Below are 26,556 nucleotides of genomic sequence, written 5' to 3'. Positions count from 1 at the left end.
AACTATTTGGACATTTAATCATCAAGCCCATACTGTTAAAGCAAAGATTCCCAGCACCATAAGAACTGTTATGTATACGTCACAAGCATACGATGAAGATGGACGGAAGGTTAAAGCTAAGTATCCAGCTTTTCACCAGGTCAAAGTTGAAAAAAGACCATTAATCCTAACTTTCAATCCCTATGCCCCATACTATAAAATTAGCGGGAAAAAACAATATATCAAAGCCAATAATATCGATGGCGTTAAACGCAAGGTCAAACGTAACTCTTATGTTTATGCTACCAGTTCACGCAGGGCTGACTACCGCCTAATTCGGAAAGGAACCTCAATTACAACTTATGGTGGTACCGTCAAGTTTAAGAATGGTTTGCGCTACTACCGCATTGGTGGTCCTGCAAAGCAATATGTGAAAGCCGGCAACTTGGGCAAAATCACTGCTTCAAACACCGAAGAAACTATCGCAACAGTGACAAAAGACGGTGGGACTCCAATTTATGAGATCAATAATGGTCTCAAAACTACTAAAAAGGCTAGAAAAGGTACTACGTTCGTAGTCGACTGTGCTCAAGAAGAAGGATATGCCGACGATATAACCAATATGGCTATCCCAAATGCAGTTATTTATCGTATTAAAGGGACGAATAATTGGCTCAATTGCCTAGACGTTAAAGTTAAAAAAGAGCTTCCGCATCATTTTTATAACTCTGAGCATTATTCTTATATTAGATTTTATCAAGATACAGACGTCTATAATGCCGATGGCACCAAGAAAGATATTAATGGACAAAGAATTAGGAAACAAGGCGGTAATATAAAGGTAGATAAATTGCTTTATATTTGGGTACCAGCCGAAAATAAAGCCGAACTGTTTTACCATATGAAAGGTCATTGGTTTTATGCCACTAATAAGCCAGACGGAAGTGGCGGTAGTGAAGTGGATTTTGGTGATAGCTATGTCAAGGCGAGTGATGTTAGATTTATTGACGGTGTAAAACTAAGGCCGATCAACACAGCTGAAGAAGCAAGTCAAGCTGTTAAGCAAAAAACGACCAAATAAATTATTTTAAAAGAACTAAATAATTTAAATGCACCTAATAGTAAAAGCCAGCTATTAGATGCATTTTTTATTAAGATATTTGCCTAATTTAACTCACCATTTTTTACCTTCATTAATCACTAAGAAAGGTACAGAATGAAATTATATAATTTCTTGTTTTGACTGCAGAAATTAGAGAATCAAAAATAGAGATAGCATTTTTTGGAGAAGAGAGGTTAAATTAAATGAATAAGAAACTTACTCATTATTTAGCAGCTGGTTTTTTAGGACTTACTGCAATTTGGACATTTAATCATCAAGCCCATACTGTTCAGGCAAAGATTCCCAGCACTATAAGAACCGTTATGTATACGTCACAAGCATACGATGAGGATGGACAAAAGGTAGACGCTAAATATCCAGCTTTTCGCCGGATTGAAGTTGATAAAAAGCCATTAATCCTAGATTTCAAGCCCTATGCCCCATACTATAAAATTAGCGGGAAAAAGCAATATATCAAAGCTAATAACATTGACGGTGTTAAACGTGAAGTTAAGCATAATTCCTATGTTTATGCTACCAGCTCACGCAGGGCTGACTATCGTTTAATAAGAAAAGGAACTTCCATTACAACCTATGGCGGTACCGTTAAGTTTAAGAATGGTTTACGTTATTACCGCATTGGTGGTCCCGCAAAACAATATGTGAGAGCCAGCAACTTGGGCAAAATCACAGCTTCAAACACTGAAGAAACTATCGCAACAGTGACAAGCGACGGTGGTGCACCAATTTATAAGATCGATAATGGGGTCAAAACTGTTAAAAAGGCTAAAAAAGGTACTACGTTCGTAGTTGACCGAGCTGAAGAAGATAACTATGCGGAGGAGATTGGTCATTCGGCTATCCCTAATCCTACTATTTATCGTATTAAAGGGACGAATAATTGGCTCTATTGCCTGGACGTTAAAGTTCAAAAAGAACTTCCGCATCATTATTATGACCTTGAGCATTATTCTTATATTAGATTTTATCAAGATACAGATGTCTATAATGCCGATGGCACTAAGCAAGATAATGATGGACAAAGAATCAGGAAACAGGGAGGTAATATAAAGGTAGATAAATTGCTTTATATTTGGGTGCCAGCCGAAAATAAAGCCGACCTGTTTTACCATATGAAGGGTCATAGGTTTTATGCCACTGATAAGCCAGACGGAAAAGGCGGTGATCAAGTAGATTTTGGTGATAGCTATGTCAAAGCGAGTGATGTTAGATTTATTGCCGGTGTTAGACTAAGTCCTATCAACACAGCTGAAGAAGCAAGTCAAGCTGCTAAACCAAAGCCGGCAAAGTAAATAATTTAATGCACCTAGTAGTAAGAATAAGCTGTTAGGCGCATTTTTGTATTAAAAAAAGGTCCCGAAATTGAGAAAATTTTGGGACCTTTGTCAAATTAAGATTACACTTTTCTAAAATAGCTATTTCTAAATGTTTATTAGGGGAATAGTACGCATAACAGACCGGCTTCCATAGAAACAAGACCTGAACCACTTCCCGGGTTATCTATAAGTTCCACTAAAGCCGTAAAAAGTAAAACTAAACCTACGCAAGTCGAAAATATCTGCCTATTCCTATAGACTTTTTCAGAATATTTTTTAGGTTTATCGGCTGGATCCTTTCCAAAAAGAACATTTGCAAAATCCAAGAGAGCAAGAATTAAAAATATGACTATGACATAAAATTTGTGTTTTAAAACAAAAATTGCAAAGAGGCCTAGCAGAATTTGTATAAAACCAGATATTATATGTTTAGTTTTATAAGATAAGTTTTTTAAAACCATAACATTATGACGCTTTCTCTATTATCAAATAATCTTGTATATAACTTGATATCAAAGATGGTATTTATATTATATTTGGATATATTAAACCCTGATAATTAAAAAGGCAACTCTATTTTTCATTATTTCTTAAGTAATTAGGCTACCAAAAAATATACAAGTTTTAATTCAAATAGCTAGAAAAAGATTGTTCATCAACTTTTGTAAAAATTGAATAACTGTCTGATAGCTTGACCATGCTGTTATTAAACCAAAGCTATCGGTCTATTTATCTTTATCAGCAGGACCAAGTTTAACGCCATTTTTGTATACTCTTTTTTCGTTTATTTTCATTTTATTAACAATGTCTTCACCCAGGTCACTGTCCAGCATTTCTGCAATGCCTAATAGGAATATCCCTACATCGGCTAATTCCTCATTGATATTTTTCTTATTATTCTTGCGCCAGGCTTCAAATAACTCATTAGCTTCTCCATGTAATCGCAATAATTCAAACTCAATATCTGTGGTATTGAAACCGTGTTTTTTCTTATTTTCCATGACTGCTTTTTGCAGTTTCTTGGTGTCTATGATCAATTTGGACTCCTAAATAATGATTTTATTCTATTTTATATTTAATTTGTAAATAGGTGCAAAGAATATCAGATTAGGTTGACTAATTTTACTGTGTGAGTTTTGACTCTAGACTATATAGCTTAATCCTTAGATATTGAAATTTTGCCAGTTTTACTGGTAACTTTAAGCAATGGGTTTGCTTGGGAAGAAGTAGAAAAATGATGAGAATAGTATTTTTTACCAACTTTTATTTTTTGTGTAGAATCAGTTGTAAGGTCACAATTGATTTTTGGCAAATCAAACATATCGAACATACTAAAATTACCGGTATTTAGATCGATTGTGCTTTGGCCAATAGCTTTACTGCTGCCAAAATTAAAATTGCCATGATTGATAAAAGTATTAGTTTTTAGCTTACTACTATAAATATAAATGTTTCCTTTATTTACATTGAAATTACTGCTTTTTAATTTAGAATCAAAGACATCTATGCATTCATTATTCTCGTCATGATTTTGTTTGGCATCATAGCTTTTAACTGTAAAGGTCACATTATTTGCTTTAACATCTGAAATAAAAAGGGATCCTGCAGTTGAGCTTAAATTAATACTGGGAATATTCAATTTATCTATTATGACGCCATATTCATAATTGAAACCAGTTATTTTTTTTACGCTATTTTTGTGAGGAACGGTAATATTTATTTGATAGTCACCATCGTTGAATTTATATTCGGGTTCATCATAAACAGTAAGCTGATTGTTGTCCACTTTTGTATTAATTTTATTAACATCGGCTCCTTTTTCTCCTATAACAGTGATTTTAAATTTTTTACCTAAGTCAATGACCACATCTGGTCTGTAACAAGCAAGTTTGATTTGGCTAAATTTGGGAACAGTATAAGTTTTCTTGACTTTGCCTTTCTTTGTTTTTGTGACAACTGCTTTGTAGCTATTTGTTTTTGTAGTTTGACTGGCTTTTGCATCAACGATTCCAGTTTTCGAAAAATTGTTGTTTGCTTTGCCAACTACAAAAAGAAGAGCTGCTAAAGTAGCGATACTGCCACATATTTGATAAAACTTTTTCATTTCTAATTTACCTTCATTTTAATTAATCTATTTTAATATTTCCTCTGCTGTTAACTTTAAGAAGTGGTTGATTAGGAACAGTCTTAGAAAATTGATGAGTGTAATGTCTGCTTTGAAATTTGATTTTACCTTTTGGTTTAGTTGTCAAATCATAACTGATTTTCGGAGCACCCGTCATAACAAAGTCACCTATAGCCAAATTAATTGAACTATTTCCTAAAAGGCTGGAATTTTGAATTTTGACACTACTATATTTGAAGTCAGGTGCTAAAGCTAAATTGGCCTTTGTTTTGAACTTACTATTTTTAATTGTTAAATCTCCAACGCTTAATTTAACTGTACTGTTTTTAATTGTTGAATTTAAGACTTTTAAGTCACCATTTGTTTGCTTGACACTAACATTTTCAGAGTTGACGTGATTAAGGATAACATCGCCATAGCCTGTTTTGACATCAACACTTGGAATATTCAAACCGTTGAAGTAGATATCACTGATATCACAATTCCCAGTCACCTTTTTTATAGAGTTCTTATTAGGAACCGTTATGGTAACTGTATATCCGCCATAATTATGATGACCGGTAGGTTTGTCATAGATAGTTAGTTTTCTGTTTTTAACGCTGACTCTGGTAAGCTCAATATGAGCTCTGTTAGTTCCGCTGGCTTGTACACTAAAAGCATTCCCTACAACGAATTTGATATCAGGCCTATTGGTGTTAAGTTTGACTTGATCAAAATCTTTAACACTAAAACTTTTGTTGACTTTATTTTGAGATCCAGACTTTTTGGCAAAAACGACTTTGTCATCTTGATACTGAGAATTATGTAGGAAATTACTTGCTTTAATGCCAGTAAGTATCAATAATCCTGCAATTCCTATAACGCTGCCTAATTTATATAATCTTTTCATAGTTTATATCTTCTTTTCTGAAAAACTAAGCTAAATCTATCTATAAAATTCTATATTTGCGTTTTTACTAATTACTTTAACAGTTGGTTTGTTCGGTACGATAATAGATAGGCGTTTATGATAATCTTTATTGTCAGTTTCAATTTTATGCTTAGGATCAACGCGCAGGTCATAACTTATTTTAGGAGCATCTGTCATCAAAAATAATCCTTTATTAAGAGTGAAGGAACTATCACCCATGAAAGTGCTGCCAACAACTGTCATGCCACCCTTGCTAATGTGCACTTTAGCTTTGATTTTACTGTCATCAATAGTCATATTACCTTTACCGATGTTAATAGAGCAATTCTTTAAATTCGAATCCATTATGTCTGAAACTTCATGTTTTATTTTTAACTTAACATTTTGAGAAGAGACATGATCAAAGGCAAAATAAGCAATGTTTGATTTGAAATTTATTACTGGTATATTTAGCTTCTCTAAATATATGGAGCCTCCTCGTAAATATCCCGATACCTTTTTCAAAGCATTCTTACTTGGCACAGTAACAGTTACTTCATAATAGCCATCATTAAAGTGTTTTTCCGGTTCATCATAAATAGTCAGTTGCTTATTTTTAACTTTGGTTTTGATTTTTTGTGCATTTCCACCACGTTTAGCTTTAATTTCGACTTGGTATTTGTTACCCAAAGTAACATCAGTATTAGGTTTGTAAGAAGAAAATTTGATTTTATCAAATTTTTTAACTGTGTAAACTCTTTTGGTAATTTGATTGGTTTGAGCTTCTGTAACTTGATTCCTTGGCAAAGCACTATTTATTTTCCAACCTGCGAAAATAAGAAGACCAACAATTCCACAAAAAATGCCAATTTTAAAAATCTTTTTCATTTTATTTCCTTAATATACTTATATTAAATTTAAACAAGTAAAGCTTATTTAAAAAATTCTATATTTGCATTTTTGCTGGTTACTTTAACGGTTGGCTTGTTTGGTACGGATATAAGAAGCCGATTACGATGATCTTTAGTATCCGTTACAATTTTATGTTTAGGATCAACGCGCAAATCATAACTGATTTTTGGCGCACCGGTCATCGAAAATACTCCTTTGTTAAGAGTAAACGAGCTATCACCCAAGAAAGTACAATCATTAATAAGCATGCCGCCTTTGGCAATGAATACTTTAGTTTTGATCTTGCTATCGTTAAAAGCTATATTGCCTTTGCCAATGTTAATGGAAGAATTTTGTAAATTTGAATCCATTATGTCTAAAACTTGATGTTTAATCTTTAACTTAACGTTTTGAGAAAAAATATGATCCAGAGCTAAATAAGCAATGTTTGACTTAAGATTTATTACTGGGACATTTAACTTCTCTAAATACACGGAACCTCCTCGTAAATATCCTGATACCTTTTTCAAAGCGTTTTTACTTGGTACAGTAACAGTGACTTCATAATAGCCATCCTTAAAGTGCTTTTCTGACTTATCATAAATAGTCAGTTGCTTATTTTTCACTTTGGTTTTAATTTTTTGTGCATTTCCACCACGTTTAGCTTTAATTTTGACCTGGTATTTGTTACCTAAAGTAACAATAGTATTGGGTCTGGAAGAAGAAAATTTAATTTTATTAAATTTTTTAACTGTGTAAACTCTTTTGGTAGTTTGATTAGTTTTGGCTTCTGCTACTTGAGGCTTTTGTAAAGCACTATCTATTTTCAAACCTGCGAATGTAAGAAAACCAACAATTCCACAAAAAATGCCAATTTTAAAAATCTTTTTCATTATAATTACCCCCTCATTTTAATTTAAACGAGTTGACGCTCAATATTTAGTTAAATTAATTACGACAGTATGAAAGCAGATTCTGTTTTTTAATAATAAAAATTTTGCTTGTTTATTATTAACAGTATTATACTATCTTCACATATATTATACAATATATGATATTAGATTTTTTAGGTGATAGGCAATAGTAAATAAAAAAAGGTATGTTTCATTTTGATGACGATTAGCTACTGTGCAATTAATTTTTTAAGATAAAAAATAAACCTTTGAAATTTCAAAGGTTTATTTTTAGATGGCTTTTGTTAGTAACATTAGAAGTGGGCATTAATGTTTTTATTTAAAAAAACTCTGCGATTTCCTGTTTTAAATGCCTTGCTAAATTATCAGCACCAATTTTTTCTAATAAACTAATCTGTTCTAGTGCTTCTAATTTGTGTTTTTGACAAATTGCAATTCGAGCATTAACAACAAGCAATTTATCATACTGTCTTTGGCTCTTTAATAAAGGCTTTAAACTATTTAAAGTAGTGACAGCTAACTTAAATTTGTGATGCGTCATTTGTATTATTGCCTGATTAATTAGCGTATTGGTTTTCAGAGTTTTCATAAACGGATAATGACTGTCTATATTTGCAATAATCTTGGCAATAATTTCGTTTGCTGTTCGATAATCAAAAGCAAATAAGATGGAATTAAGGATTGTAATATCTGTAACTGTGAAAACTTGGAGATCACTAAGGGAGTCGAACCAGATTGGTTGAACAAGTTCTTGTGCATGAGTAAATCCCTTTGGTTTATCAACTAATAATAGAGATTTAAGGATAATGGCAATACGTTTAATATCATTATCGTTTTTGACCCAAAGGCAATCCTCTAGCAAAGTTTTTATTTCGTCTTGATCAATGCTGCCGTCAAGGTTTAAAAAACGATGCAATAGCTGATTTTTGGTACTAATATGATAACCATTACTAATATATTCAAACTCATTAGGGTTTAGACCCAATCGTTCTATTAATTTAAGTTCATTTTCGTAAGTCGTTGATAATTCAGCATTTTCAATTTTAGAAATTGTGCTGCGGTCAAACAAATCCTGTGCTAATTCTTGCTGGGTCATTTTACGTGTAGTTCTAAGGTTATGAATTGTTTTGCCAAAATTGCTCATGATTGTACTCTGTTTATACTTATTTATTCTTAGAATAATGTGCTGATTTTGCACATTATTAATAATGATTTAATGTTATTCTTAGTTTAGAAATAAATCAATAATTATATCTGATTTATTTCGTCGATTAAAAAGTCGTTATCTTACATATAACGAAGTAAGAATATGTCTTTTATACATTAATTCGGAAAGGAGGATAATACATGACTGAAATTATAGCAACTACAGCTTTGATTATTGCATGTTGGTGTTTTGGTAAAATTTATAAAGATAATCCAATAATCAAATTTCTTAGAACTAATCGCGGAATGGTGTTGATATTAACCTCCGTTGCCTTATTAGCCTATGACTTAGTAATACATAATTTTCAATTTGGCCAAATTATACCGTCTTTTTATTCTCTAATAGTTTTGCTTATTCTGTTAGGCTTCTTTTATATGTTTAAAGATCGTCGATCAACAAAATAAACGATAAAGTATTTATGAGGTGAAAAAATGTTGTGGATTATGGTTTTACTTCTTGTATTATTTGCTGGAATGGAATATACAGGAAGAGAGCAACTGCAAGCTCTTAACAAAATTTTTGCGGGTGTAGCGGTTGCAATTATTGTTATACCCCCAGTTGTATCTTACTTGCTATTTAAGAATTTCACTGCTTTAAACAGTGTCAGCATTCTTCTTGGAGTAGTTCAGGTATGTGCACTAGCAGCAGTATATTTTATATTCAGAAAAGTTGCTTTGAACGATTAGTTATTAAAAGCATAAAATAATTTGTAATAAGAATTTTAACGTTAAAGTGCTTCTATTAATAGATTAGTAATCTAATTATAAGAAGCATTTTTTTATGATAAAAATTAAAATAAGCTTTTTGAATACATGTATAGTAATAATGTGCTATTATAAAAGTGACAAAATAATAATCCAAATTTAAGAACAGGTGATAGCCATGATTCAGTGCAATAAAAAAATTAATTTACTACACAAATTAAGGAATATGTCTTTTTCGAGTTTACCTTGTAGCAAGATTAAAGAAATTAATGACATTGACTTAACAAAATTTAATGCAATTGGCTATATGGGGAGGAATTCTTCTTATTTATATTCCACTCATAATGGCGAAATATTATGCACGAAATCCAGTAAAAGTCAAACTGCATCTCATGTAAAGCAAGTATTTGAAGATATTCAAGACTTTTCTACCAAAGCAGATTGTAAACTTCTTATTGTTGTTGAAGAGGATTACGTCTTAAAAGATATGCAAAAAGCAGACTTTGAAAATCAAAATACGATTCTCAATAGAATGAAAGAAAATGGCTGCAAAATTATTGGGGCAGCAGAATATCACAGCAGGTTTGGTTTTAAAGTTCCTAATAATACCCCGCCTTTAAATGAACAAGAAAAAAGAATTGTTTATTACTTATATGACGGAAAATGTGCTTATTGTAGTAAAGATCTTTGTTTTACTGATAGTCAAATAGATCATATTGTCCCTAAAAAAGAGGGCGGCAATGATTATTATAAAAACTGGGCATTAGTTTGTGAGCCTTGCAACGAAAAAAAGTCTAATAGGATTTTTGGCGATCCTGAGGAATGTATCGGGGAGAAAGGAAAAAATACATAAGAAGGTTAAGTGAGTGCTATCACTTTTATAAAGCAAAAATAGATAATGACGAAAGATATAGCTTAGTTAGAGAGCAAAAAAATTTTGGCTTTAGAAAATACTATACCATATATAAAAAAGTAAATAATAAATATGTAAATAGGGATAATAAAAACGGTGGGTATCAGTTCATTATAAATATAGTTAACAAAGATAATCTTGAGAAAATAAAAGAAAATGGGAACGAAATATCTGGAAAAGAAATAGAAAACGCGCTGGATCCTAAGGGAACGGATATGTGTGGAACATCTAAGATAGATAATTGGCTGAGTTAAATTTGAAATTAATAAAATTTAAAGGAAATTTTTCTACTAATTAGAATAGCTTATCAATATATAGTTAAGGACTGGTTATCATTATGCAAATGATAGCCAGTCATTTTTATATGTTGCTTTTTAAGAGCTATGACGAATTCTCTTATTAAATTTATTGCTAAGTTAAAATCAACTTTTCCTAACCATTGTACCCATTGATAACAATACCGTAATTGACCAATAATTTTGTTGATAAAGGAAAGCTGAAAGGTTGTTGGTAATTTTAAAAGTAGAGATCAGTTTGCGAAAAAGTCGAAATATGGACTAGTATGCATAACATTTAAGTAAATAAGAGTAGAGACTTAAATGAAGAGCAACGTAGTCTTTTTGAGAAAGACAATGCTATTTAATTTCTCAGATGGTCTTTGCCCTTAATATTAGTATTTATGAAAGCCCTTTAAGTCTCCTAGCCACTTTTTTGAATTTTAAACTTGGTGTATAATAAAATACTATTCAAACCAAATAATGTGTTTTTTATGATTAGTCGTTAGTGGATATCATTTGAATACATTTAAACTTTGTATGTCCAATGGCTGGATTTTAGTAACTAGACAACTCATAGTTATTGATAATAAATATTTCTCTGACTTTTTAATTGTGGCTGCAAAGACCAAAATATTAGTAATAGTTTTAGACTATGTTTTTCATATGGAGGAAGCATGATTATCAGTAATATTTGGTTGATTATTTTTGCCACTATTTCGTCATTTTCCAGGGGAATAATATCAGTTATTGACCGTTACCAAATGGGCTATCGCAAGCAAAGCTCAATTGATGTGAACTTTTTAAATAATATTTGCAGCTCGGTTTTAGTGACTTTCTTCCTGATTTACGTCCTGCACAGTTTTCCCAGTCCCAGAATAACCAACAACTATATTATTAAAGTCCTTTTATATGCTTTTTTGGCTCAAATCGTCGCTTATGGCTACAGCTATGTGTTCAAAAAAGTTTCAATTATGCAGTCTGTGCTTTTGAGCAAGGTGACCGATCTTTTTATTCCTTGGGCCATTTTGCTGACTATGGGCTACTTTAGCAAATCCTCATATTTAGTTTCTATTATTTCCACGGTGATCGTGGTTATTTATATTGTTTTCGAACAGCGCCACAATAATTTAAATTTGAAAAACCTGTTGACGACTTTTGCCGTAATTGCGCCCTTGTTGATTATTCAAGCGGCACTTTCACCGTTATTAACTAAAGGCCTAATCAAACCGATTGATCTGGTCTTTTTTACTATCATGACAATTTATGTGCGCTGTTTAATTACCCTAATTACTTTTATTTATAAAAATAGAACTCTTAAAATCAGCGCTGAAAATCTTAAAGGTAAGGTTTATCTGATTTATGGTTCTCGGGCGGTTTTGACTCTTTTAGCGCAAGTAACTTATACTTTGGCAACGTCTTCACCCAACTCAAGCATTGCCTGGATCTTTTTAAACATGACCTCTTTATACAGCGTCATCTTTGGCGATATTTTCCTTAAAGAAAAGATGAAATTTGCAGATATCTTGGTAATTGTGGCTATTTTTATCTTGGCTTTGTTTTCAAAGTAACTGGAACAGTTTTTGGGGTGCTATTAAAGAATTAGGTTAATATAATAAATCACTTGTAGCTAAAGCCAGAGTTGCTTCTTGTCAGAAAAATAAAGCCGCAGCACTAGAGCAAGTTTGTTTACTTCAAAAAATCGAAGCTGATCATTTAGCTGATAGCTTAAAATCAGGATTTCATAAATTTTTATAACTTAGCATAATAAAAAGGTGCTACCCAATAGTAATGGCACCTTAAATCATACCTAATTTTTTGCTGATTCGATTCTTATCTTTTTTCTTTCCTATTAAAATCTAATTTGTTTATAAATAGCAAATTCTCTGCTAAAGTGGCTAAATTATTATTATAACTAGATATATTGTTTTTAGATACGCAGGGAAAGACTAAAAGTTGCTCTACGCGTTTCGCCAGCTGTTGATTATTATAACCATTATTTTTTATGAAAGAATAAAGAAGCCACTTGTCTTTAAGAATCACACGATCGTAAAGGCAACCACGTGCTTTTATTGAATAGATAATAGATGATCTAAAACACTCAATGGAAGAAATAAAGTTTTCTACTTTAAACATTTTATTTCCATCATCTTCAAGTTCATATGATTTCTCATTGGACAAATCAAATACCAATTTTGCAATATCAAAGTGTGCTATTCCATCTAATTTTTCTAGAGATTTAAAGACAGGCATACTTATTTTTATCCTCCATAATCTTTTTATATCACCATCGGTTAAATCGTACTTATTTTTTTGGAGAATTTTGTTAATTTTTTTATTTGAAATTACCTCTATATCAAGTGGTATATTACCCAAAACAAAACTGAGGCGTTTTACATAAGCCTTGTCATCACTGACTATAACGTAAACATCTAAATCTGAAAATTTATTTCCCAAACCATCAAATTTAGACGAGTATACACATGCATATAAAATATCCTTCTGTATATTACATTTAAGCTTTATTAAATGTAAAATATCCTTCTGTGGGTCTGATAATTTGGTTGCTTTTTTTAAAATGTCTAACTTATCCATAATTTATCCCTACTTCCTTACTAAATAGTGATTAATAAAATTATACGAACTTTTCTTTTTTTAATGTGTACCATACAAGAGAATTTTTTATAACTATAATCATACACTTTCAATCTCTTCAGGTGAACCTTCTACTTTCAAATCAAAATCATTTTCACCACTTAAAAAGTTTATTTAGGTTACACTTTGCTTGCCCTTTTTAAATTTCGTGACCGATAGTCGTTAAATTTTCTTTTAAAGACAGTAGCTGAATTTTTGGAAGAAACTTCTATATTTTGAATCATTTATCAAAATTGATAAATGAATTTTTGGGGCTTTTTAATAATATTCATCTCTATCGAATATTAAAATACCGTTTAATTATTCTCACCAACATTAATCAGCACCGTATAGCCATTCTTAAGCAACGATAGATTATTAGTATTTTATAAAAAAGTTAAGCGTCCATTAGTACAATTACTTAATTTAAAAAGGCTACAAATTAAACAAATGCCAATGAGCTATATATGATAAGTTACCAATTTTTTCAAAAGCTATGATGAATTTATTTTAATATCAGATTTATTATTTTGTTTCTTTGATTATTATATTAATTCTAAAAAGCGCAGATATTAAATTTAAAGTAGTATTAAATGAGCAAAATAATAATATAAAAAGCTATGAATTAAGTACAAAAATACTACTTATAGCATCGAAATCTTTTGTTTTCCCTGCTATTTTTTAAGAATTTGACAAGGGCTTAAAAAAACTATATATTTTTTTAATTTGAATCTACGATTTTTTATAAAAACTAGTTTTTGTCGTTTTTTATGAATATTGGGGGCTCTATGAAAAAAATAGTTAATGTTTTTAATGCTGTTTTTATAAGATCAATAAAAGATAATTTTAGTGCTTATGGTTTATCTCTAGTTACACAACGTGTGGTTTCTCTTTTAGTAAGCTTATTACTACCTCTCTCTCTTTATTTTTTTGTTTTCAATCAACAAGTAAGCTCTGCTTTTAAACGCAGCAGCAGTAGTAACTATGTGCTTTTTCTTTTTTTAGGTTTTATTGCATATTCAGCTTCTTTTTCTTTATTAATGTCGATTGGAAGATCAATAGTTACTGAGTTCAGACAAGGGACCTTCCAATATTATATATACTCAGGTGCAAATTTATTAATTTATTTGGTTGCTGTAAGTCTTACAGGAATAATCTTATCCTTTTTGGAAAGCGTAATTCTCTTTATTTTTTTGTTTATAACTAACTCGCAAATAAGCTTTTTACAGTTGATAATCGGATATGGCTTAATCATATTTAGTTCCATTTCCATAGCTGTGTTTGTCGGCTCTATAATGCTTTTCTTTAATAATACCTATTTGGTACAAAATACAATTAGTGTACTTATTAGTTTTTTATGTGGTATTTCTTTTCCTATTAAGTTTTTACCTAAGTGGGTTCAATATATTTCTGAGGCAATCCCATTAACATCTGCTTTGGACATATTTAGAAATAAAGCAATTCTGATAAATATAGATCTTGGAAAAATGATATAATATTTAACATTTTTTTGTCAATTATCTATTTGACTGTAGGATATTTTTTCTTAAAAAAGACTATAAAGGTAAGATTGGAGAGTTTGGCATAATGATTAAAGGGGAAAACTTAAAAAAAGCTTCCAACAATAATAATGTTAATGTGGTTGAAGCCGTTAAAGGTATAAATATTGAAATAAAAAAAGGTCAAATTACAGGTCTTCTTGGTTTAAATGGTGCAGGGAAAACCACATCTATAAGAATGCTATCTGGGGAGCTTTTACCAGATGAAGGAACAGTTTATGAAGATAACACTCCTATAGAAAAGAATTTAACTAATTTTAGGACAAAAGTTAATGTAATTTCTGGCACTGAGCGTGGACTTTTTTGGCATTTAACTGCCTACGATAACTTGACCTATTTTGCAAGGCTATACGGTATAGAGAAAGAAACATACAGAAGCAGAATTCCCAATCTATTAAAATTAGTCCGGCTAGAAAAAGCCAGTGGTCAAAGAGTAGAAACCTTTCTAAAGGTATGAAACAAAGATTACAATTTGCAAGAGGAATGATTAATAATCCAGATTATATTTTTTTTGACGAGCCAACAATTGGTTTAGATGTTGATATAGCGACCGAAATGAGGGAATTAATTGCGGATCTAGCTCACAATAATAAGAAAGGCATTTTGTTAACTACGCACTACTTAAAAGAGGCAGCGGAATTATGCGATAACATATATTTTCTACGTAAAGGTGAGATAACCTCCAAGGAATCTTCTGTAGAGTTATCAAAGGAAGCCAAAGTAAGTGAAAAAATTCTTATAAGTTTCAATAAGGTTGTAAGTCAAGATCTTATTAAGATGCTTAAAGAAAGTGATGGTGTAGTTGACGTTAAGAAGGAATCTCCACTATCTGTGAGTGTATTTGGTCATTCTAATTTGATAAGAAAAGTAATAACAAATGACAGGCTAGCAAACTATTCAGTAGAAGAAATGAAAAAGGAGGATATTACACTTGAAGACTTCTTATTTACACAAATTACGAAGTAGATTACATTTATTAATTCAATCAATATTTGCTGAATTTTTGAGATGTAGTAAGTTAAATACTTTGAGTTTCAATGGTATCGTAGCTTCAATAATATGGCCACTTTTGGGACTTCTAACTACTTTGTTTACATATAAGAGTTTTAATTTGAAATTGTTTACTCATTTCGGTATCAATTCACATTCAGATTTTTTAATTTTTCTTTTATCAGGATTTGTGTCACTTTCATTTTATTCTGCTATGATTACACAAGCTTTATCAATCCAAAGGGATCGTGAAGATGGTACATTGCAAATAATTTACATAAGTCCAGCAAATAGATTTGGACTTTTGCTTGGCAGGGCATTGTCTGGTTTTCCACAAATTATATTTTCTTTTGTATTAATATATTTTTATATTTTCTTAATTAGTTCAGGAAATCCTTTTATAAAAATAATGTTCTATGCAATTGCTGGTATGATCCTTTTTATTTCTGCTTCTTTATGGGGAACCTTTATGTGTGCTTTATATTTAGTGAGTAGAAATACTTCTATTTGGTATATTCTTTTCAATACCGCCGATGGAGTACTTATCAGGAGTCTCAATTCCTATTAGATCTTTTTTAAAGTTTTTGTATTTCTTTTCTTTTATCTTTCCGCTTACTTATACTCTACAAATAGTGAGAAAGATGTCAGTTCTTTCTTGGCCAGGAATTATTGAGTGGCTAACTTTTATTTTTATTAACTTGGTATGTTTTTTCTTTACTTTATTTGTGATAAACAAAAGTGAGAAAAATTTTAGAAAAAAAGGCACTATAGATTTATTTTAGGGATTTAGTTTTTGTAAATATTTCTAAGAAAATCATAGAATAGAGCTTGGGAAAATAAGTGATTTTGATTTGAGGAAAATGTAAAATGATAATCAATACACAAAAACTTCAAAAGGACGTTATTGAAAACAAAAAGAAACACGGCTTTAATACAACTGATGTAGAATTCGAATTACTTAGGTTGTATGGTGAAACTAATGAACTTTTTGAGGCATGGCGTAAGCAAGATAAAGAAAACATAAATGAAGAATTAGCGGATGTGGCAATTTTTTTATTGGGCATTTCAGAGATTCTTGATAGTGATTTAGGAGAAGATATAGTTAAAAAGATGAAAATAAACGAAAAAAGAGTGTATAAAAAAGGGATTAAGTGCTCATAATTTTCGGGTGTTTAATTTAGTTGGCCTAATAAATTAAAATCTATCTTTAGAAAATGATTCATTATTACTAACAGAAAATTTGCCCTTTGTTTTTTATCTAGCTAATTTGAAGACATACAAAATTATGCTTAGCAAATTAGAAGTTTTTTATTTTCTGTAAATAATTGAGCAGATGGAATAAACGTAACTATGATTCACAAAAATTTATATAAAGTAATATGAAATATTTTCGTAAAAAAGATTAAAGGATAAAAGCTATTAAAAATTTGGGAACAAATATAGAATAATAGATGTAAAAACATCAACTGATATGATTTTTACATGTAATTTGGAGATCTCGCTGATTACTAAGATAAAATTGAAATTGGGATTAATTATTAGACATTACGCATGCAAAAAATGTTGTGATTGATACATTTAAGGGAATAATTTTTAAAAAAGGGAGAAAATATGAAACGTGGAAAACTTATAAGCCTAGAGGGTATAGATGGCGTTGGAAAAACAACCTGTGTAAAGTACTTGATTGAACACTATTTACAAGATCAAGATACCACATGGCAATATGTAAACAGAAAAGAAATTCCAAACACTAATAGTTATGTTAAAAAGCATATGGAATATCTTTATGCAATAATGTGGGGAAAAGGAAAAGTTTTTTCTCAGGCTCCAAATGTCCCCTTTAATGGCTTTAACAAAGAACATTGGCGTTATCTTTTTCTAGTTTGGTATAGTGCTTTCGAACAACACAGGATAATACCACTTTTAAACAAAGGTGTTTCTGTTATTTTAGATGGCTATTTTTATAAAGAAATGGTAAAAGCAATTGAGAGCTCCAAGACATTAAAAACAAGTGAAGAGTTCGATTTTCTTTATAAGCCTGATCTTTCAATTCTTCTCGAAGCACGGCCTGAAGATTGTATACGTCCAGATTCGAATTCTAATCCAGTTGAATCCGGAAGTTTCGGTGGAAATCCTAAGGACTTTATTAAGACACAAACACATATGTCAAAAATTTATGAAGAATTAGCAGAAAAATACCATTGGGCCAAAGTTAAACGTGATAAATCAGTTGAAGTAACATGTCAAAGAATTATGTCTCAGATAAATGAATTTATATAAAATAGGCATTATTTACTTTTATATAAAGTAATAAAAACTTAATTAAATATTTCTACAGCTTGATGTCGATTTTCATTAGACGTCGAGCTTTTTAGTTTTCTTTAGCGTAAAGCTAAGAGGGTTCTAACGGCTTATCTAAAAAGCAAAAATTTGAACTTTTTTGGATCTTTTTTTGCTAAATAAAAAAGAAACTAAAAATATAAGACTATTAAAGTCAAAATTCATTAAAAAATGTAATATCATATGAATTGCTTTTTTAATAAAATGAACTATTATTTGTTCAATATTGTAAATGAGGTGGCAATAATGACTAGAAAAGTGAAATTTGGTATATTTGCATGTATTGTTGCTGCAGGTCTTTTTTTATTTTACTATTGGTCATCAAATGACTATGTACCTGACGTAGCACAGTACCAGGTTAATCACATAATAAGGAATCACGATACACGAGAAATTAACCAGGTAGCAACTAATAGAAAAACAGCGAACTTTTTACATTCTCTTAAAACTAGTGACCGCTGCCATAAAATTAGCGATTTTCAAGGTGGAACTAAAGAACGGGGCTATTATGTTGCAAGTATCAAAAATAAAGCTGTTGGGATTTATATGCAAAAAAAATCCAATTCTTTTTGGAATTGGAAAATAAAAAGTATTGCATATTTTGATTAAGCCAACCCTATAAAAATGTAGGCTACTTAATATATCTATAAATAACAGGTTGAGAATTATTAAGATTTAGGCAACATTTTTACCAGATCACTTAAATCCAATCCGTAGTTTCTAATACAAATTTGAAACTCTAATTCAGGCTCAGGTAAATACGAGGTACTAAAAAAGGCACCTATTGCTCCAAGTAGTCCTAAAGCCCTGCGGAAATCCTCTTTCGTAAAAACTGATAAGTAAATGTTATCATCATAATCATCTACTCTAGCAGTGTATTCTGTTTCTAAATTTTTTAGAGTGCTTTTGAAAAGTTTCATTAAATTTTCTTGTTTTGTTTTTTCCATGATAATTTGTAACTCCAATTTATGGTTATTGATCTGGCTAAAGTATAATTTAAAAATTATTCCTTGCTTTTTATGCTAGTTGACAAAATTTTGTATTATAAAACAATACTCTACTCAATCGCTTTTTCTTAACTGGTACTACATATTACTGTAATATACTTATTTAACTAGATATTGTATCTAAAAAATAATGACAAAAGGAATTGAGAATTTTAATGGTAAAAAATAGTAAGCTAATTGGTTCAATACTCTCAGTGGGAATACTTAGTTTTTTGGGAATTGTGATAGAAACAGCACTCAATATTGCTTTTCCCCAATTAATGACTGAATTTAATATTTCTGCCAGAACGGTTCAGTGGTTAACAACAGGCTATATGTTAGTATCTACGATTATTATTCCTTTTGGTTCGTATTTACAAAAGAGATTCAAAGTTGTTTCTTTATTTAGAATAGCTGTTTTATGCTTTTTACTAGGTACTTTTTTAGCAGGAATTTCATCAAGCTTCGCCTTATTACTATCTGGGCGTCTTTTACAAGGAGTTGCTGCCGGCATTGGTTTGCCACTAATGTTTTCAATAATCTTAAGAGAATCACCTCAGAAGCAAGTAGGCATGTTTATGGGACTTGGCACTCTTGTTATTGCTTTTGCTCCTGCAGTTGGTCCAGTATACGGTGGAATAGTTCTAAAACTATTTCAGTGGCAGAATTTATTTTTGTTTATTATCCCAGTAATTATATTGATCTGGGTATTAGGCGAGTTTAGTATCACTCAAACTACTAAAACTGAAAAAATTCCACTCGATTTTCAGGGCGGCTTACTTTTAATTGCGTTTCTCCTGTCCGCTTTATTTGTACTTTTGGGTTTTACCAGTGGCAATAATATTTACCTGCAATTAATATTGGCATTAATCACTATTATTACTGGATTCTTCTTTATTTTGGTTGAAAAGCATAGCAATCATGCAGTTTTAAAAGTTAGTTTATTTAAAAATTGGCAGTTTACTTTCTTTTTGCTGGCATTTTTTCTGTTGCAATTAATGTCACTGAGCATGTCGTTTTTGATACCCAACGTGTTACAGACAGCTTTTGCACAAACAACGGCCACAGCTGGGTTGCTGGTTTTACCTGCTGCTATCACAGATGCAGTTGTTTCAGCGTTTGCTGGAATAATTTACGATAAGATTAATCAAAAATTACCAATAAAATTTGGAGTAGTAATAATTCTTCTCACTTTTATAATTGCTATTTTTTTGAACCCAAATATTACCAACATGGTCTTTATTTATATCAGCTTTATGTTTGGCTTGGGATTTAGCTACGGTAATATCATGACTTTTTGTTTATCCCATATTCCGACTGATGTCAAAAATGATGGAAATGTCATTTTTATGACTGCCCAATCATATTCTGGGGCGATAGGCACAGCACTAGCAGCTTCGTTAGTAACCTTGGCGCAAACAGGTTTTAAAAACAAAAAGTTAGCGGCATTGGCAGGTCTAAAACTAAATTACAATATGTTAGTATTCCTATCTTTGATCGTACTGGTTTGCATTTTAGTCTGCTTTATTTTTACTAAATCGAAAAGTAAAGCATCTCAAAATTTGTTTTAATTTTCAGGTACTTTTTTAATTCAGCACAATAATTAAAATTATCGTTCAGTATATGCCTTCCAATATTAAAAATGAACATTGAACTACTTTTTATTTACTACTTTTCCTGGAACCAATAGGTTAAAATAGGATAAATAATAAGAATGCATCAATTTGCGGAATATATGAAGTTCGATTAGTCCTATCAAAAAGTATTGCTAGTAGAGAAAATGCTAAAAGTGCTAAATTTAAGTATTTGCAAAACTTTTCTACGCCATCCAGATTAGCCTTTTGAATAATTTTTACAGGGTGGGTGGTTTTAATGAAAATAGCGCCTAGCAGTAATATCACACCAAAGAAAAAGTAAGTATATATAGCTATTTTATTTTTATGATAATAAATAAAAAGAATACCAATTAAAAATTGTAAAATGCCCATTAAAAATAAGGCAATTTTCGGATTAAGTTTATATTTCAGCATGATTTGAATCTTTCAAATTAAATTTAATAAGGCTACGCAATAAAAAAGTAATCTTTTTACTGTATAGACTTAAATTTTATTTTATCATTGAACTTTAATAATATTAAAACATTATTATAATATTTTATTAAAAACATTATGATGCTAAATTATTTTAAAAGGAGCAAAATAATGAGAATTAATGTATTACAACACACGCCAAACGAAGGCCCTGGTTCAATTCACGAATGGTCTGACCTGCATTACCATGACTTTTATGTATATCATCCCTACCAATTTGGCATTTTGCCTACTGCTGCCACAACAGATTTACTAGTTATTTTAGGCGGTCCTATGAGTCCAAATGATGATTTGCCATGGATTGAGCAGGAACGTCAGTTAATTAAGCAGCTATTTCAAGAAAAAAAACCTGTTTTAGGAGTATGCTTTGGCGCACAACAAATTGTTAAAACTTTAGGCTATCAGGTTAAAAAGGCCCCAGTTAAAGAAGTGGGCTGGGGTCCGGTCAAGTTGCAGTCCAAATTAATTAGCGGTTTGCCTGAAAGTTTAGAAGTATTACATTGGCATGAAGAGATGTTTGAAATACCAGAAGAAGCTGAGGTCTTATTTGCCAATGATAATTTACAAAATCAGGGTTTTGTCTTAGGTAAACAAGCCGTTGGTTTGCAGTTTCATTTAGAACCAGAAACAGATAATATCAAAGAAATTGTGGTCAACGATGCGCAATATCTATCCGGTTCGGTGTTTAAACAAACAGCTAAGCAAATTATTGAGCATCCTGTTCCCAAGGAAAATAAAAGGGCAATGTTTCGCATTTTAGATTATTTGACAGAATAAATAATTTAGATATAGAAAATTTGTTTTAAAGAGTGTCGCTTTATTTGTTCCCATAACTTTAATTGCTATACTACGAGAAACGAACTATCTGCTGGGGCAGACCTTACTTCAAAATTATAAACGGCAGATACCATGGCAGAGGCATGATTAGCATTTGGGGCGTACATTAATTAGGTATTGTAACTACTGAAATAACCTTCAAAATAAAAACCAAGCCATTTTAATGGCGTGGTGTATATGATTATAGGTAATTCTTATAAAATCCAGTTAATATTTGGGATTGGTTTGTTATAATTTAATTAGCGTAGAAAAGTTAAAAGGACGGTAGCTGCCGCTTTCATGAAGGAAGTGAGGCCTATGAACTATCTTGATTCATACTCCAATCTCCCAAAAGAAGGGAGCAGCAGTTGATGAGCACTGCCGAAGCGCTAAGTTTAATGCTTAACTTTGGCATGTTTATCTTGACCTTGTTAATGTTTATTGACAAGCATCATGATAAATAATCGCATCAAAAAACCGTCCTAGATACTAGCTGGGCGGTTTATAAATTTAAAAAATTATAACTATAAGCGCAGTTACCGTCCTTTGTGGCGGCTCTACGTGAGGAAGACTTATGGCGTAAGTCTTCCTTTTTCTTACATATGTATTTTAGCATGGATACCTTTATGGTGCAATTAAGTATTATAGAACAGAATTCATTGCGTAAAAGAATACAAGGCATTTTAAATTGCAAAGCTAGCACTAATTTAACAACATGCAGTTAATTATACGCACTAAGCTAAACTGCCTTGAACAGTCATATCTTGCTCATACAAAAACCGTTTCAACAGAAACGGTTTTTATTAACAAGCATCATGATAAATGAGCAAATCAAAAACCGTCCTAGATACTGGCTGGGCGGTTTTAATGTAAAACAAAAAATATTATAAGCGCAGTTACCGTCCTTTGTGGCGACTCTACGTGAGAAAGACTTATTGGCGTAAGTCTTCCTTTTTCTTACACCTGTATTTTAGCATGAATGCTTTTATGGTGCAATTAAGTATTATAGAGCAGAATTCATAGCGCTAAAGTATATAAGGCATTTTTAAATTGCAAAGCTAGCGCTAATTTAGCAATATGCAGTTAATTTTATACACTAAGCTTAAACTACCTTGAACAATCATATCTTGCTCACACAAAAACCGTTTCAACAGAAACGGTTTTTTGTCATATTTAGTTTTGCTTCGACAAAATGTTATTTTTAATAAACAGCACCATCGTAAAAGCCAAAGCGAGGCTTATTAAAATCAAAATCTTTTAATTCGCTCACTTTAAGAGCAATGTCGCAAACGCCCCAGCTCATTAAATTAATTGGTTTGCCGTAGTCTTCATCAGGGATGACCAACACAATGTATTTTCCTTGTGATAAAGCATAACCCAGCTCCATACCTAGACCAACATCTTCTTCATCAGGTAGATATACTCCGATCATAACATCACTGGCTTTAATACCGGTTAAATCGCCACGGTAAGTTGCAGTTTCCCATTCACGATCACGCAGATATTCGGGATTTTCCTCAACGCTGATGTTTTTGTATTGATGATCCAAAGGAACATAACTGTTTTCCAGGTCAATGGTTGGGTTTTCTTCTAAGGCTTTCATTGCCTTTTTGTAAGCATCGTTTTGCTTATCGTTAAACCAACCGGCACCAAAATAAACAGTTTTTGTTTTAGTCATAAAATTTCTCCTTACCATTAAACCTAATTTAAATAAATTTCACGCAACTTACTGATTTCATCATCAGTTAATCTCATAATATCACGTAAGTAGTTTTCAACGCTACCATAATTTTTATTTATAGTTGTAAGTACAAAGTCAATGTATTCAGAATGTACAGTTTGCAAGTCTTTTAAGATGTTTAGGGTTGCGTCATTTGCTCCTTCATCTTTAGCTTTTTGTAAAAAATTATGAACAAAGTCTTTGGTGGCAACGTTTGTTAAAAGATAATCTTTTTTGATTGTTTCAAATGGTACGCCAAGAGCCGACAAAATTAACAATGCCGCAAAACCAGTCCGGTCTTTGCCGGCAGTACAATGAAAAATTATACTTTGATTTTCCTGGTCATTAGCCAGCAACACGTCAAAAAAGTGGCGGTAAGCTCTTTGGGCAGACTCACTTTTAATCATGTCATCATAGGCTAAAAACATGTGGTCAAATCCAGCTTTAGGATCTTGATGCTTTTCGCTAAGAATTTCGTCAATTCCCTTTGAGGATTCGGTCAAATCTTCGCTAAATACCGGATCAAAGCTATAAATAGCACCCTCAGGTATACGATCAGGTTCCCGGTCAACTTCGTCCTTGCTTCTAAAGTCAACAACGTATTTTACGCCGTAGTCTTGTAAAAATTTCAGGTCAGTCTTATCAAGGGTTGCCAAATTAGCGGTTCTAAGCAATTTGTGCATTTTGACGGTTTTGCCATCTCTAGTTTGATAGCCACCAAGCTCGCGAAAATTACGGCCACTTTTTACGCCAATTAATTGATTTTTTAGTTTTTGGGTCATGATACCTCCACCTTTGCGTTTGACAATTACACCTAATTTTAGCAATAAACAAGTATATAAACAATTATAAAAAAAGCCAAGAGTATATCGAAATTATGGTAAAATAAACAAAAGAACAATATATTTCAAAAGGGTGAGAACATGGAAACGAAAAAAGCTAGTATTTTAGTTCCAGTCGACGGTTCAGAGTCGGCAGAAAGATCCTTTGATAAAGCAGTTAAAATTGCAATGACGGAAAATGCTCACATTGATGTCTTAAGCGTAATTGATACCAGACAGTTTTTAGGTGAGATGCAAGATACGCTGATTACAGGCGACACCGTTTATCAGATGACGCAAGATTCAGAAAAATATCTCAAGAGTTTGAAGGAATGGGCTCATGATAATTTGGGTTTTGATGATATTGATTACCACATTCGGTATGGCAGCCCGAAAGCAATTATTTCCTATGACTTTATTAAAGACCATCATAATGATTTGATTATCATGGGTGCAACTGGTTTAAATGCAGTAGAAAGAATGTTGATGGGTTCTGTTACAGAATATGTTAATCAACATGCTTTGGCTGATGTGTTAATAGTTAGAACAGATATTGACAATAATCCAATTAAGCCAGAACGTAAAAACAAGTAGATTTCTAAAATAAAAGACATACGATAAATAAATCGTGTGTCTTTTTTGTGCAAAATAAGGAACCTTAAAAAAATTTGTATTACTGATGTTCGTAAAATTTACTTTCATAATACAAAAACAAAATAAAATTCGATATTTTATTGCGTTTTTGCGAATATTTATGGTATCATTTTCAATGAATGAACGTAATTATACTGTTTGGAAGGTTGAGGGCAATGAAAGTAAATGGAAAAATTTTTAATATGTTTTCCTATTTGTATACTTTTCAACTAGCTTCGTTAACCGTTCGTTTTTCTTTCAAAATATCTTCAAGGGCATGATATGACATAGTCATATTTTGCCTTTTTATTTGCTCAATATTTAGGAGGGTGCAATGGAAAATAGCAGCGGAAGTTAATTCAGGTCAATTTTATTTGAATATCTACATAAATGTAGTGCCATTAATGTGACAACTAAGTTTATGCTCAAAAAACAAGAAATATCGTTAGTGTATATTGATTAGGAGTATAAAAAACAAATGACCAAAATTAAAAAGTTTCTGATAGCATGTTTTGCTTTGTTACTAACAGTCGGTGTGACAGCATGTTCCAATTCAAGTAAGAAATCTAGTTCAAGCAGTGACGCGCCTAAGTCACTTAACGTCCAGTTTGTGCCCAGTGTAGCTGCCAATAAGTTGGAAGCACGGGCTAAGCCGATGGAAAAACTATTGTCTAAGCGCCTTGGCATCCCAGTCCATGTTTCAATGTCAACTGACTACAATGGCTTAGTTGAAGCTATGAAGTCAAAGAAAGTTGATGTTGGTTTCTTGCCTTCAGACGCTTACATTATGGCTCACAAGCAAAAAGCAGCTGACCTGCTTTTACAATCAGTTCGTTATGGCATTAAGCAACCAAATGGTGTTCAAACCAAAGAATTAGTTAATTCGTATCGTGGCGAAATCCTGGTTAAGAAGGGTTCTTCAATTAAGAGCTGGAAGGACTTAAAAGGCAAGTCAATTTCAGTTCAAGATATTACTTCCGACTCTGGCTATGTTTTCCCAGTTGCTGAATTAAAGCAAAAGGGTTTAGATGTAACCAAGAGTTGCAAAACTGTATCTGTTAAAGGTGCTGATCAAGGCGTCTTAAATGTTTTAAACGGTGATACTGATGCAGCTTTCGTATTTGAGGACGCACGTAATAATGTTAAGAATGATGATCCGAAGATTATGAGCAAGGTAGTACCAATCTACTTCACCAAGCGTATTCCTAACGATACCATTTCAGTTATCCCAAGTTTGCCAAAATCCTTCCAGAAGAAACTGGCTAAAGCATTTATTGCTATTGGCAAGTCTAAAGAAGGTAAAAAGATTATTGAAAATGTTTATAACCAAGAAGGCTATACTTACGCAAAAGACAGCGACTACGACATTATTCGTCAATATAATAAAGTAATTGCTTCTACTAAGAAATAATTTCCCCAATATTTTAAAAATCTAAAAAGGCTACATAATAGGAATTAAATAAACTTTCTTAAACAAAATAAGATTTCTAGTCAATTCTCTTTTCTAAATAAAACATTTCTGCTATTATTTGATAGAATAAATACAGTATGTCGAAAGGAGGGTGAAGGTAATGCAAAAACGGCGCTTGGCGTTCATTGAAGTTTTTGCAAAAAAGCCTTTTCGTTCCTTT

Annotated in this window: 30 protein-coding genes and 1 pseudogene; 19 read left to right on the top strand and 12 right to left on the bottom strand. The window is 31.6% G+C overall.

Annotation, left to right across the window (positions count from 1 at the left end; all coding sequences use genetic code 11):
- The first annotated feature begins 70 nt into the window (after positions 1–70).
- Together ERK18_RS01910 and ERK18_RS01905 are read left to right on the top strand one after the other, a co-directional pair.
- Positions 71–1,060, top strand: a complete 990-nt coding sequence (locus tag ERK18_RS01910; RefSeq protein ID WP_187154048.1) for an SLAP domain-containing protein — start codon at positions 71–73, stop codon at positions 1,058–1,060.
- Between the two features lie 224 nt (positions 1,061–1,284).
- A complete protein-coding gene (locus ERK18_RS01905) occupies positions 1,285–2,394 on the top strand; it encodes an SLAP domain-containing protein (RefSeq protein WP_187154047.1) in 1,110 nt (369 codons plus the stop codon).
- A 140-nt stretch (positions 2,395–2,534) separates the two neighbouring features.
- Here ERK18_RS01905 and ERK18_RS01900 read toward each other — a convergent pair whose 3' ends face one another.
- From ERK18_RS01900 to ERK18_RS01870, 7 genes are all read right to left on the bottom strand, one after another.
- Positions 2,535–2,879, bottom strand: coding sequence for a hypothetical protein (locus tag ERK18_RS01900; RefSeq protein WP_187154046.1), 345 nt, complete (start codon positions 2,877–2,879; stop codon positions 2,535–2,537).
- A gap of 264 nt (positions 2,880–3,143) precedes the next feature.
- The gene (locus ERK18_RS01895) at positions 3,144–3,455 is read right to left on the bottom strand and encodes a MazG nucleotide pyrophosphohydrolase domain-containing protein (protein ID WP_187154045.1); all 312 of its coding nucleotides are present in this window, start codon (positions 3,453–3,455) and stop codon (positions 3,144–3,146) included.
- Between the two features lie 119 nt (positions 3,456–3,574).
- Entirely contained in the window at positions 3,575–4,522 is a 948-nt protein-coding gene (locus ERK18_RS01890; protein ID WP_187154044.1) for a GIN domain-containing protein, read from the bottom strand.
- Between the two features lie 22 nt (positions 4,523–4,544).
- On the bottom strand, positions 4,545–5,432 hold the full coding sequence (locus ERK18_RS01885; RefSeq protein WP_187154043.1) for a DUF4097 family beta strand repeat-containing protein: 888 nt from the start codon (positions 5,430–5,432) through the stop codon (positions 4,545–4,547).
- Between the two features lie 36 nt (positions 5,433–5,468).
- The gene (locus ERK18_RS01880; RefSeq protein ID WP_187154042.1) at positions 5,469–6,320 is read right to left on the bottom strand and encodes a GIN domain-containing protein; all 852 of its coding nucleotides are present in this window, start codon (positions 6,318–6,320) and stop codon (positions 5,469–5,471) included.
- A 44-nt stretch (positions 6,321–6,364) separates the two neighbouring features.
- Positions 6,365–7,216, bottom strand: coding sequence for a DUF4097 family beta strand repeat-containing protein (locus ERK18_RS01875; protein WP_187154041.1), 852 nt, complete (start codon positions 7,214–7,216; stop codon positions 6,365–6,367).
- Positions 7,217–7,556: 340 nt separating this feature from the next.
- Positions 7,557–8,381, bottom strand: a complete 825-nt coding sequence (locus ERK18_RS01870) for a helix-turn-helix domain-containing protein (RefSeq protein WP_187154040.1) — start codon at positions 8,379–8,381, stop codon at positions 7,557–7,559.
- 203 nt (positions 8,382–8,584) lie between these two features.
- Between ERK18_RS01870 and ERK18_RS01865 the strand changes: the two genes are divergently transcribed.
- The 6 genes from ERK18_RS01865 to ERK18_RS01840 all read left to right on the top strand — a co-directional run bounded on the left by ERK18_RS01865 (position 8,585) and on the right by ERK18_RS01840 (position 11,907).
- Positions 8,585–8,848: a hypothetical protein gene (locus ERK18_RS01865; RefSeq protein WP_187154039.1), complete on the top strand. Its 264-nt coding sequence runs from the start codon at positions 8,585–8,587 to the stop codon at positions 8,846–8,848.
- Positions 8,849–8,875: 27 nt separating this feature from the next.
- Positions 8,876–9,130, top strand: coding sequence for a hypothetical protein (locus ERK18_RS01860; RefSeq protein ID WP_034978277.1), 255 nt, complete (start codon positions 8,876–8,878; stop codon positions 9,128–9,130).
- 196 nt (positions 9,131–9,326) lie between these two features.
- Positions 9,327–10,001 carry an HNH endonuclease gene (locus ERK18_RS01855; RefSeq protein WP_261982420.1) on the top strand — a complete coding sequence of 225 codons (675 nt, stop codon included), beginning with the start codon at positions 9,327–9,329 and terminating at the stop codon, positions 9,999–10,001.
- Positions 9,971–10,315, top strand: coding sequence for a hypothetical protein (locus tag ERK18_RS01850; protein ID WP_187154037.1), 345 nt, complete (start codon positions 9,971–9,973; stop codon positions 10,313–10,315). The genes ERK18_RS01855 and ERK18_RS01850 overlap by 31 nt, the downstream gene beginning before the upstream one ends.
- A gap of 540 nt (positions 10,316–10,855) precedes the next feature.
- Positions 10,856–11,017: a hypothetical protein gene (locus ERK18_RS01845; RefSeq protein ID WP_187154036.1), complete on the top strand. Its 162-nt coding sequence runs from the start codon at positions 10,856–10,858 to the stop codon at positions 11,015–11,017.
- Complete coding sequence (locus ERK18_RS01840; RefSeq protein WP_187154035.1) at positions 11,014–11,907, top strand: EamA family transporter; 894 nt, start codon at positions 11,014–11,016, stop codon at positions 11,905–11,907. The genes ERK18_RS01845 and ERK18_RS01840 overlap by 4 nt, the downstream gene beginning before the upstream one ends.
- A gap of 262 nt (positions 11,908–12,169) precedes the next feature.
- On the opposite strand, the gene ERK18_RS01835 is transcribed toward ERK18_RS01840, so the two are convergent.
- Positions 12,170–12,931, bottom strand: coding sequence for a hypothetical protein (locus ERK18_RS01835; RefSeq protein ID WP_122052967.1), 762 nt, complete (start codon positions 12,929–12,931; stop codon positions 12,170–12,172).
- Positions 12,932–13,758: 827 nt separating this feature from the next.
- Between ERK18_RS01835 and ERK18_RS01830 the strand changes: the two genes are divergently transcribed.
- From ERK18_RS01830 to ERK18_RS01800, 6 genes and pseudogenes are all read left to right on the top strand, one after another.
- Positions 13,759–14,466, top strand: a complete 708-nt coding sequence (locus tag ERK18_RS01830) for an ABC transporter permease (RefSeq protein ID WP_158595214.1) — start codon at positions 13,759–13,761, stop codon at positions 14,464–14,466.
- Between the two features lie 91 nt (positions 14,467–14,557).
- Positions 14,558–15,495: pseudogene (locus ERK18_RS09610) on the top strand (ABC transporter ATP-binding protein).
- Positions 15,461–16,087, top strand: a complete 627-nt coding sequence (locus tag ERK18_RS01815; protein ID WP_122052963.1) for a hypothetical protein — start codon at positions 15,461–15,463, stop codon at positions 16,085–16,087. The pseudogene ERK18_RS09610 and the gene ERK18_RS01815 overlap by 35 nt, the downstream one beginning before the upstream one ends.
- 299 nt (positions 16,088–16,386) lie before the next feature.
- A complete protein-coding gene (locus ERK18_RS01810) occupies positions 16,387–16,680 on the top strand; it encodes a MazG nucleotide pyrophosphohydrolase domain-containing protein (protein ID WP_122052962.1) in 294 nt (97 codons plus the stop codon).
- A gap of 450 nt (positions 16,681–17,130) precedes the next feature.
- Complete coding sequence (locus ERK18_RS01805) at positions 17,131–17,799, top strand: dTMP kinase (RefSeq protein WP_122052961.1); 669 nt, start codon at positions 17,131–17,133, stop codon at positions 17,797–17,799.
- A gap of 306 nt (positions 17,800–18,105) precedes the next feature.
- Positions 18,106–18,468 carry a hypothetical protein gene (locus tag ERK18_RS01800; RefSeq protein ID WP_187154034.1) on the top strand — a complete coding sequence of 121 codons (363 nt, stop codon included), beginning with the start codon at positions 18,106–18,108 and terminating at the stop codon, positions 18,466–18,468.
- A 59-nt stretch (positions 18,469–18,527) separates the two neighbouring features.
- Here ERK18_RS01800 and ERK18_RS01795 read toward each other — a convergent pair whose 3' ends face one another.
- Positions 18,528–18,806: a hypothetical protein gene (locus tag ERK18_RS01795; RefSeq protein WP_046325577.1), complete on the bottom strand. Its 279-nt coding sequence runs from the start codon at positions 18,804–18,806 to the stop codon at positions 18,528–18,530.
- 215 nt (positions 18,807–19,021) lie between these two features.
- Between ERK18_RS01795 and ERK18_RS01790 the strand changes: the two genes are divergently transcribed.
- Positions 19,022–20,416, top strand: coding sequence for an MFS transporter (locus ERK18_RS01790; protein ID WP_222710077.1), 1,395 nt, complete (start codon positions 19,022–19,024; stop codon positions 20,414–20,416).
- A gap of 120 nt (positions 20,417–20,536) precedes the next feature.
- Here ERK18_RS01790 and ERK18_RS01785 read toward each other — a convergent pair whose 3' ends face one another.
- On the bottom strand, positions 20,537–20,875 hold the full coding sequence (locus ERK18_RS01785) for a hypothetical protein (RefSeq protein ID WP_187154033.1): 339 nt from the start codon (positions 20,873–20,875) through the stop codon (positions 20,537–20,539).
- A gap of 171 nt (positions 20,876–21,046) precedes the next feature.
- On the opposite strand from ERK18_RS01785, the gene ERK18_RS01780 reads away from it, so the two are divergent.
- Together ERK18_RS01780 and ERK18_RS01775 are read left to right on the top strand one after the other, a co-directional pair.
- The gene (locus ERK18_RS01780; RefSeq protein ID WP_187154032.1) at positions 21,047–21,712 is read left to right on the top strand and encodes a type 1 glutamine amidotransferase; all 666 of its coding nucleotides are present in this window, start codon (positions 21,047–21,049) and stop codon (positions 21,710–21,712) included.
- 410 nt (positions 21,713–22,122) lie between these two features.
- Positions 22,123–22,215: a putative holin-like toxin gene (locus ERK18_RS01775; protein WP_081945322.1), complete on the top strand. Its 93-nt coding sequence runs from the start codon at positions 22,123–22,125 to the stop codon at positions 22,213–22,215.
- 737 nt (positions 22,216–22,952) lie between these two features.
- Here the strand turns inward: ERK18_RS01775 and ERK18_RS01770 are convergent.
- Both ERK18_RS01770 and ERK18_RS01765 read right to left on the bottom strand, forming a co-directional pair.
- Positions 22,953–23,429 carry a nucleoside 2-deoxyribosyltransferase gene (locus ERK18_RS01770; protein ID WP_109586793.1) on the bottom strand — a complete coding sequence of 159 codons (477 nt, stop codon included), beginning with the start codon at positions 23,427–23,429 and terminating at the stop codon, positions 22,953–22,955.
- 23 nt (positions 23,430–23,452) lie between these two features.
- Positions 23,453–24,253 (bottom strand): tyrosine-protein phosphatase, encoded by an 801-nt coding sequence (locus ERK18_RS01765; protein ID WP_187154031.1) that lies wholly within the window; start codon positions 24,251–24,253, stop codon positions 23,453–23,455.
- A 141-nt stretch (positions 24,254–24,394) separates the two neighbouring features.
- On the opposite strand from ERK18_RS01765, the gene ERK18_RS01760 reads away from it, so the two are divergent.
- Entirely contained in the window at positions 24,395–24,886 is a 492-nt protein-coding gene (locus tag ERK18_RS01760) for a universal stress protein (RefSeq protein ID WP_034978255.1), read from the top strand.
- A 517-nt stretch (positions 24,887–25,403) separates the two neighbouring features.
- The gene (locus tag ERK18_RS01755) at positions 25,404–26,336 is read left to right on the top strand and encodes a phosphate/phosphite/phosphonate ABC transporter substrate-binding protein (protein ID WP_187154030.1); all 933 of its coding nucleotides are present in this window, start codon (positions 25,404–25,406) and stop codon (positions 26,334–26,336) included.
- Positions 26,337–26,556 lie beyond the last annotated feature (220 nt).

Origin of the sequence: Lactobacillus kimbladii (assembly GCF_014323605.1) — a bacterium.
Lineage (GTDB): Bacteria > Bacillota > Bacilli > Lactobacillales > Lactobacillaceae > Lactobacillus > Lactobacillus kimbladii_B.
The sequence above is the reverse complement of the archived record's forward strand: the minus strand, read 5'-3'. Positions and strand labels throughout refer to the sequence as shown.

Coding starts and splice junctions, on each gene's coding strand:
- ERK18_RS01890 (WP_187154044.1), bottom strand. CDS start 4,522: ATGAAAAAGTTTTATCAAATATGTGGCAGTATCGCTACTTTAGCAGCT.
- ERK18_RS01855 (WP_261982420.1), top strand. CDS start 9,327: ATGATTCAGTGCAATAAAAAAATTAATTTACTACACAAATTAAGGAAT.
- ERK18_RS01800 (WP_187154034.1), top strand. CDS start 18,106: ATGACTAGAAAAGTGAAATTTGGTATATTTGCATGTATTGTTGCTGCA.
- ERK18_RS01850 (WP_187154037.1), top strand. CDS start 9,971: ATGTATCGGGGAGAAAGGAAAAAATACATAAGAAGGTTAAGTGAGTGC.
- ERK18_RS01880 (WP_187154042.1), bottom strand. CDS start 6,320: ATGAAAAAGATTTTTAAAATTGGCATTTTTTGTGGAATTGTTGGTCTT.
- ERK18_RS01795 (WP_046325577.1), bottom strand. CDS start 18,806: ATGGAAAAAACAAAACAAGAAAATTTAATGAAACTTTTCAAAAGCACT.
- ERK18_RS01910 (WP_187154048.1), top strand. CDS start 71: ATGTATACGTCACAAGCATACGATGAAGATGGACGGAAGGTTAAAGCT.
- ERK18_RS01900 (WP_187154046.1), bottom strand. CDS start 2,879: ATGGTTTTAAAAAACTTATCTTATAAAACTAAACATATAATATCTGGT.
- ERK18_RS01810 (WP_122052962.1), top strand. CDS start 16,387: ATGATAATCAATACACAAAAACTTCAAAAGGACGTTATTGAAAACAAA.
- ERK18_RS01785 (WP_187154033.1), bottom strand. CDS start 20,875: ATGCTGAAATATAAACTTAATCCGAAAATTGCCTTATTTTTAATGGGC.
- ERK18_RS01870 (WP_187154040.1), bottom strand. CDS start 8,381: ATGAGCAATTTTGGCAAAACAATTCATAACCTTAGAACTACACGTAAA.
- ERK18_RS01865 (WP_187154039.1), top strand. CDS start 8,585: ATGACTGAAATTATAGCAACTACAGCTTTGATTATTGCATGTTGGTGT.
- ERK18_RS01755 (WP_187154030.1), top strand. CDS start 25,404: ATGACCAAAATTAAAAAGTTTCTGATAGCATGTTTTGCTTTGTTACTA.
- ERK18_RS01835 (WP_122052967.1), bottom strand. CDS start 12,931: ATGGATAAGTTAGACATTTTAAAAAAAGCAACCAAATTATCAGACCCA.
- ERK18_RS01765 (WP_187154031.1), bottom strand. CDS start 24,253: ATGACCCAAAAACTAAAAAATCAATTAATTGGCGTAAAAAGTGGCCGT.
- ERK18_RS01830 (WP_158595214.1), top strand. CDS start 13,759: ATGAAAAAAATAGTTAATGTTTTTAATGCTGTTTTTATAAGATCAATA.
- ERK18_RS01905 (WP_187154047.1), top strand. CDS start 1,285: ATGAATAAGAAACTTACTCATTATTTAGCAGCTGGTTTTTTAGGACTT.
- ERK18_RS01860 (WP_034978277.1), top strand. CDS start 8,876: ATGTTGTGGATTATGGTTTTACTTCTTGTATTATTTGCTGGAATGGAA.
- ERK18_RS01790 (WP_222710077.1), top strand. CDS start 19,022: ATGGTAAAAAATAGTAAGCTAATTGGTTCAATACTCTCAGTGGGAATA.
- ERK18_RS01875 (WP_187154041.1), bottom strand. CDS start 7,216: ATGAAAAAGATTTTTAAAATTGGCATTTTTTGTGGAATTGTTGGTTTT.
- ERK18_RS01770 (WP_109586793.1), bottom strand. CDS start 23,429: ATGACTAAAACAAAAACTGTTTATTTTGGTGCCGGTTGGTTTAACGAT.
- ERK18_RS01780 (WP_187154032.1), top strand. CDS start 21,047: ATGAGAATTAATGTATTACAACACACGCCAAACGAAGGCCCTGGTTCA.
- ERK18_RS01805 (WP_122052961.1), top strand. CDS start 17,131: ATGAAACGTGGAAAACTTATAAGCCTAGAGGGTATAGATGGCGTTGGA.
- ERK18_RS01840 (WP_187154035.1), top strand. CDS start 11,014: ATGATTATCAGTAATATTTGGTTGATTATTTTTGCCACTATTTCGTCA.
- ERK18_RS01885 (WP_187154043.1), bottom strand. CDS start 5,432: ATGAAAAGATTATATAAATTAGGCAGCGTTATAGGAATTGCAGGATTA.
- ERK18_RS01760 (WP_034978255.1), top strand. CDS start 24,395: ATGGAAACGAAAAAAGCTAGTATTTTAGTTCCAGTCGACGGTTCAGAG.
- ERK18_RS01775 (WP_081945322.1), top strand. CDS start 22,123: ATGAGCACTGCCGAAGCGCTAAGTTTAATGCTTAACTTTGGCATGTTT.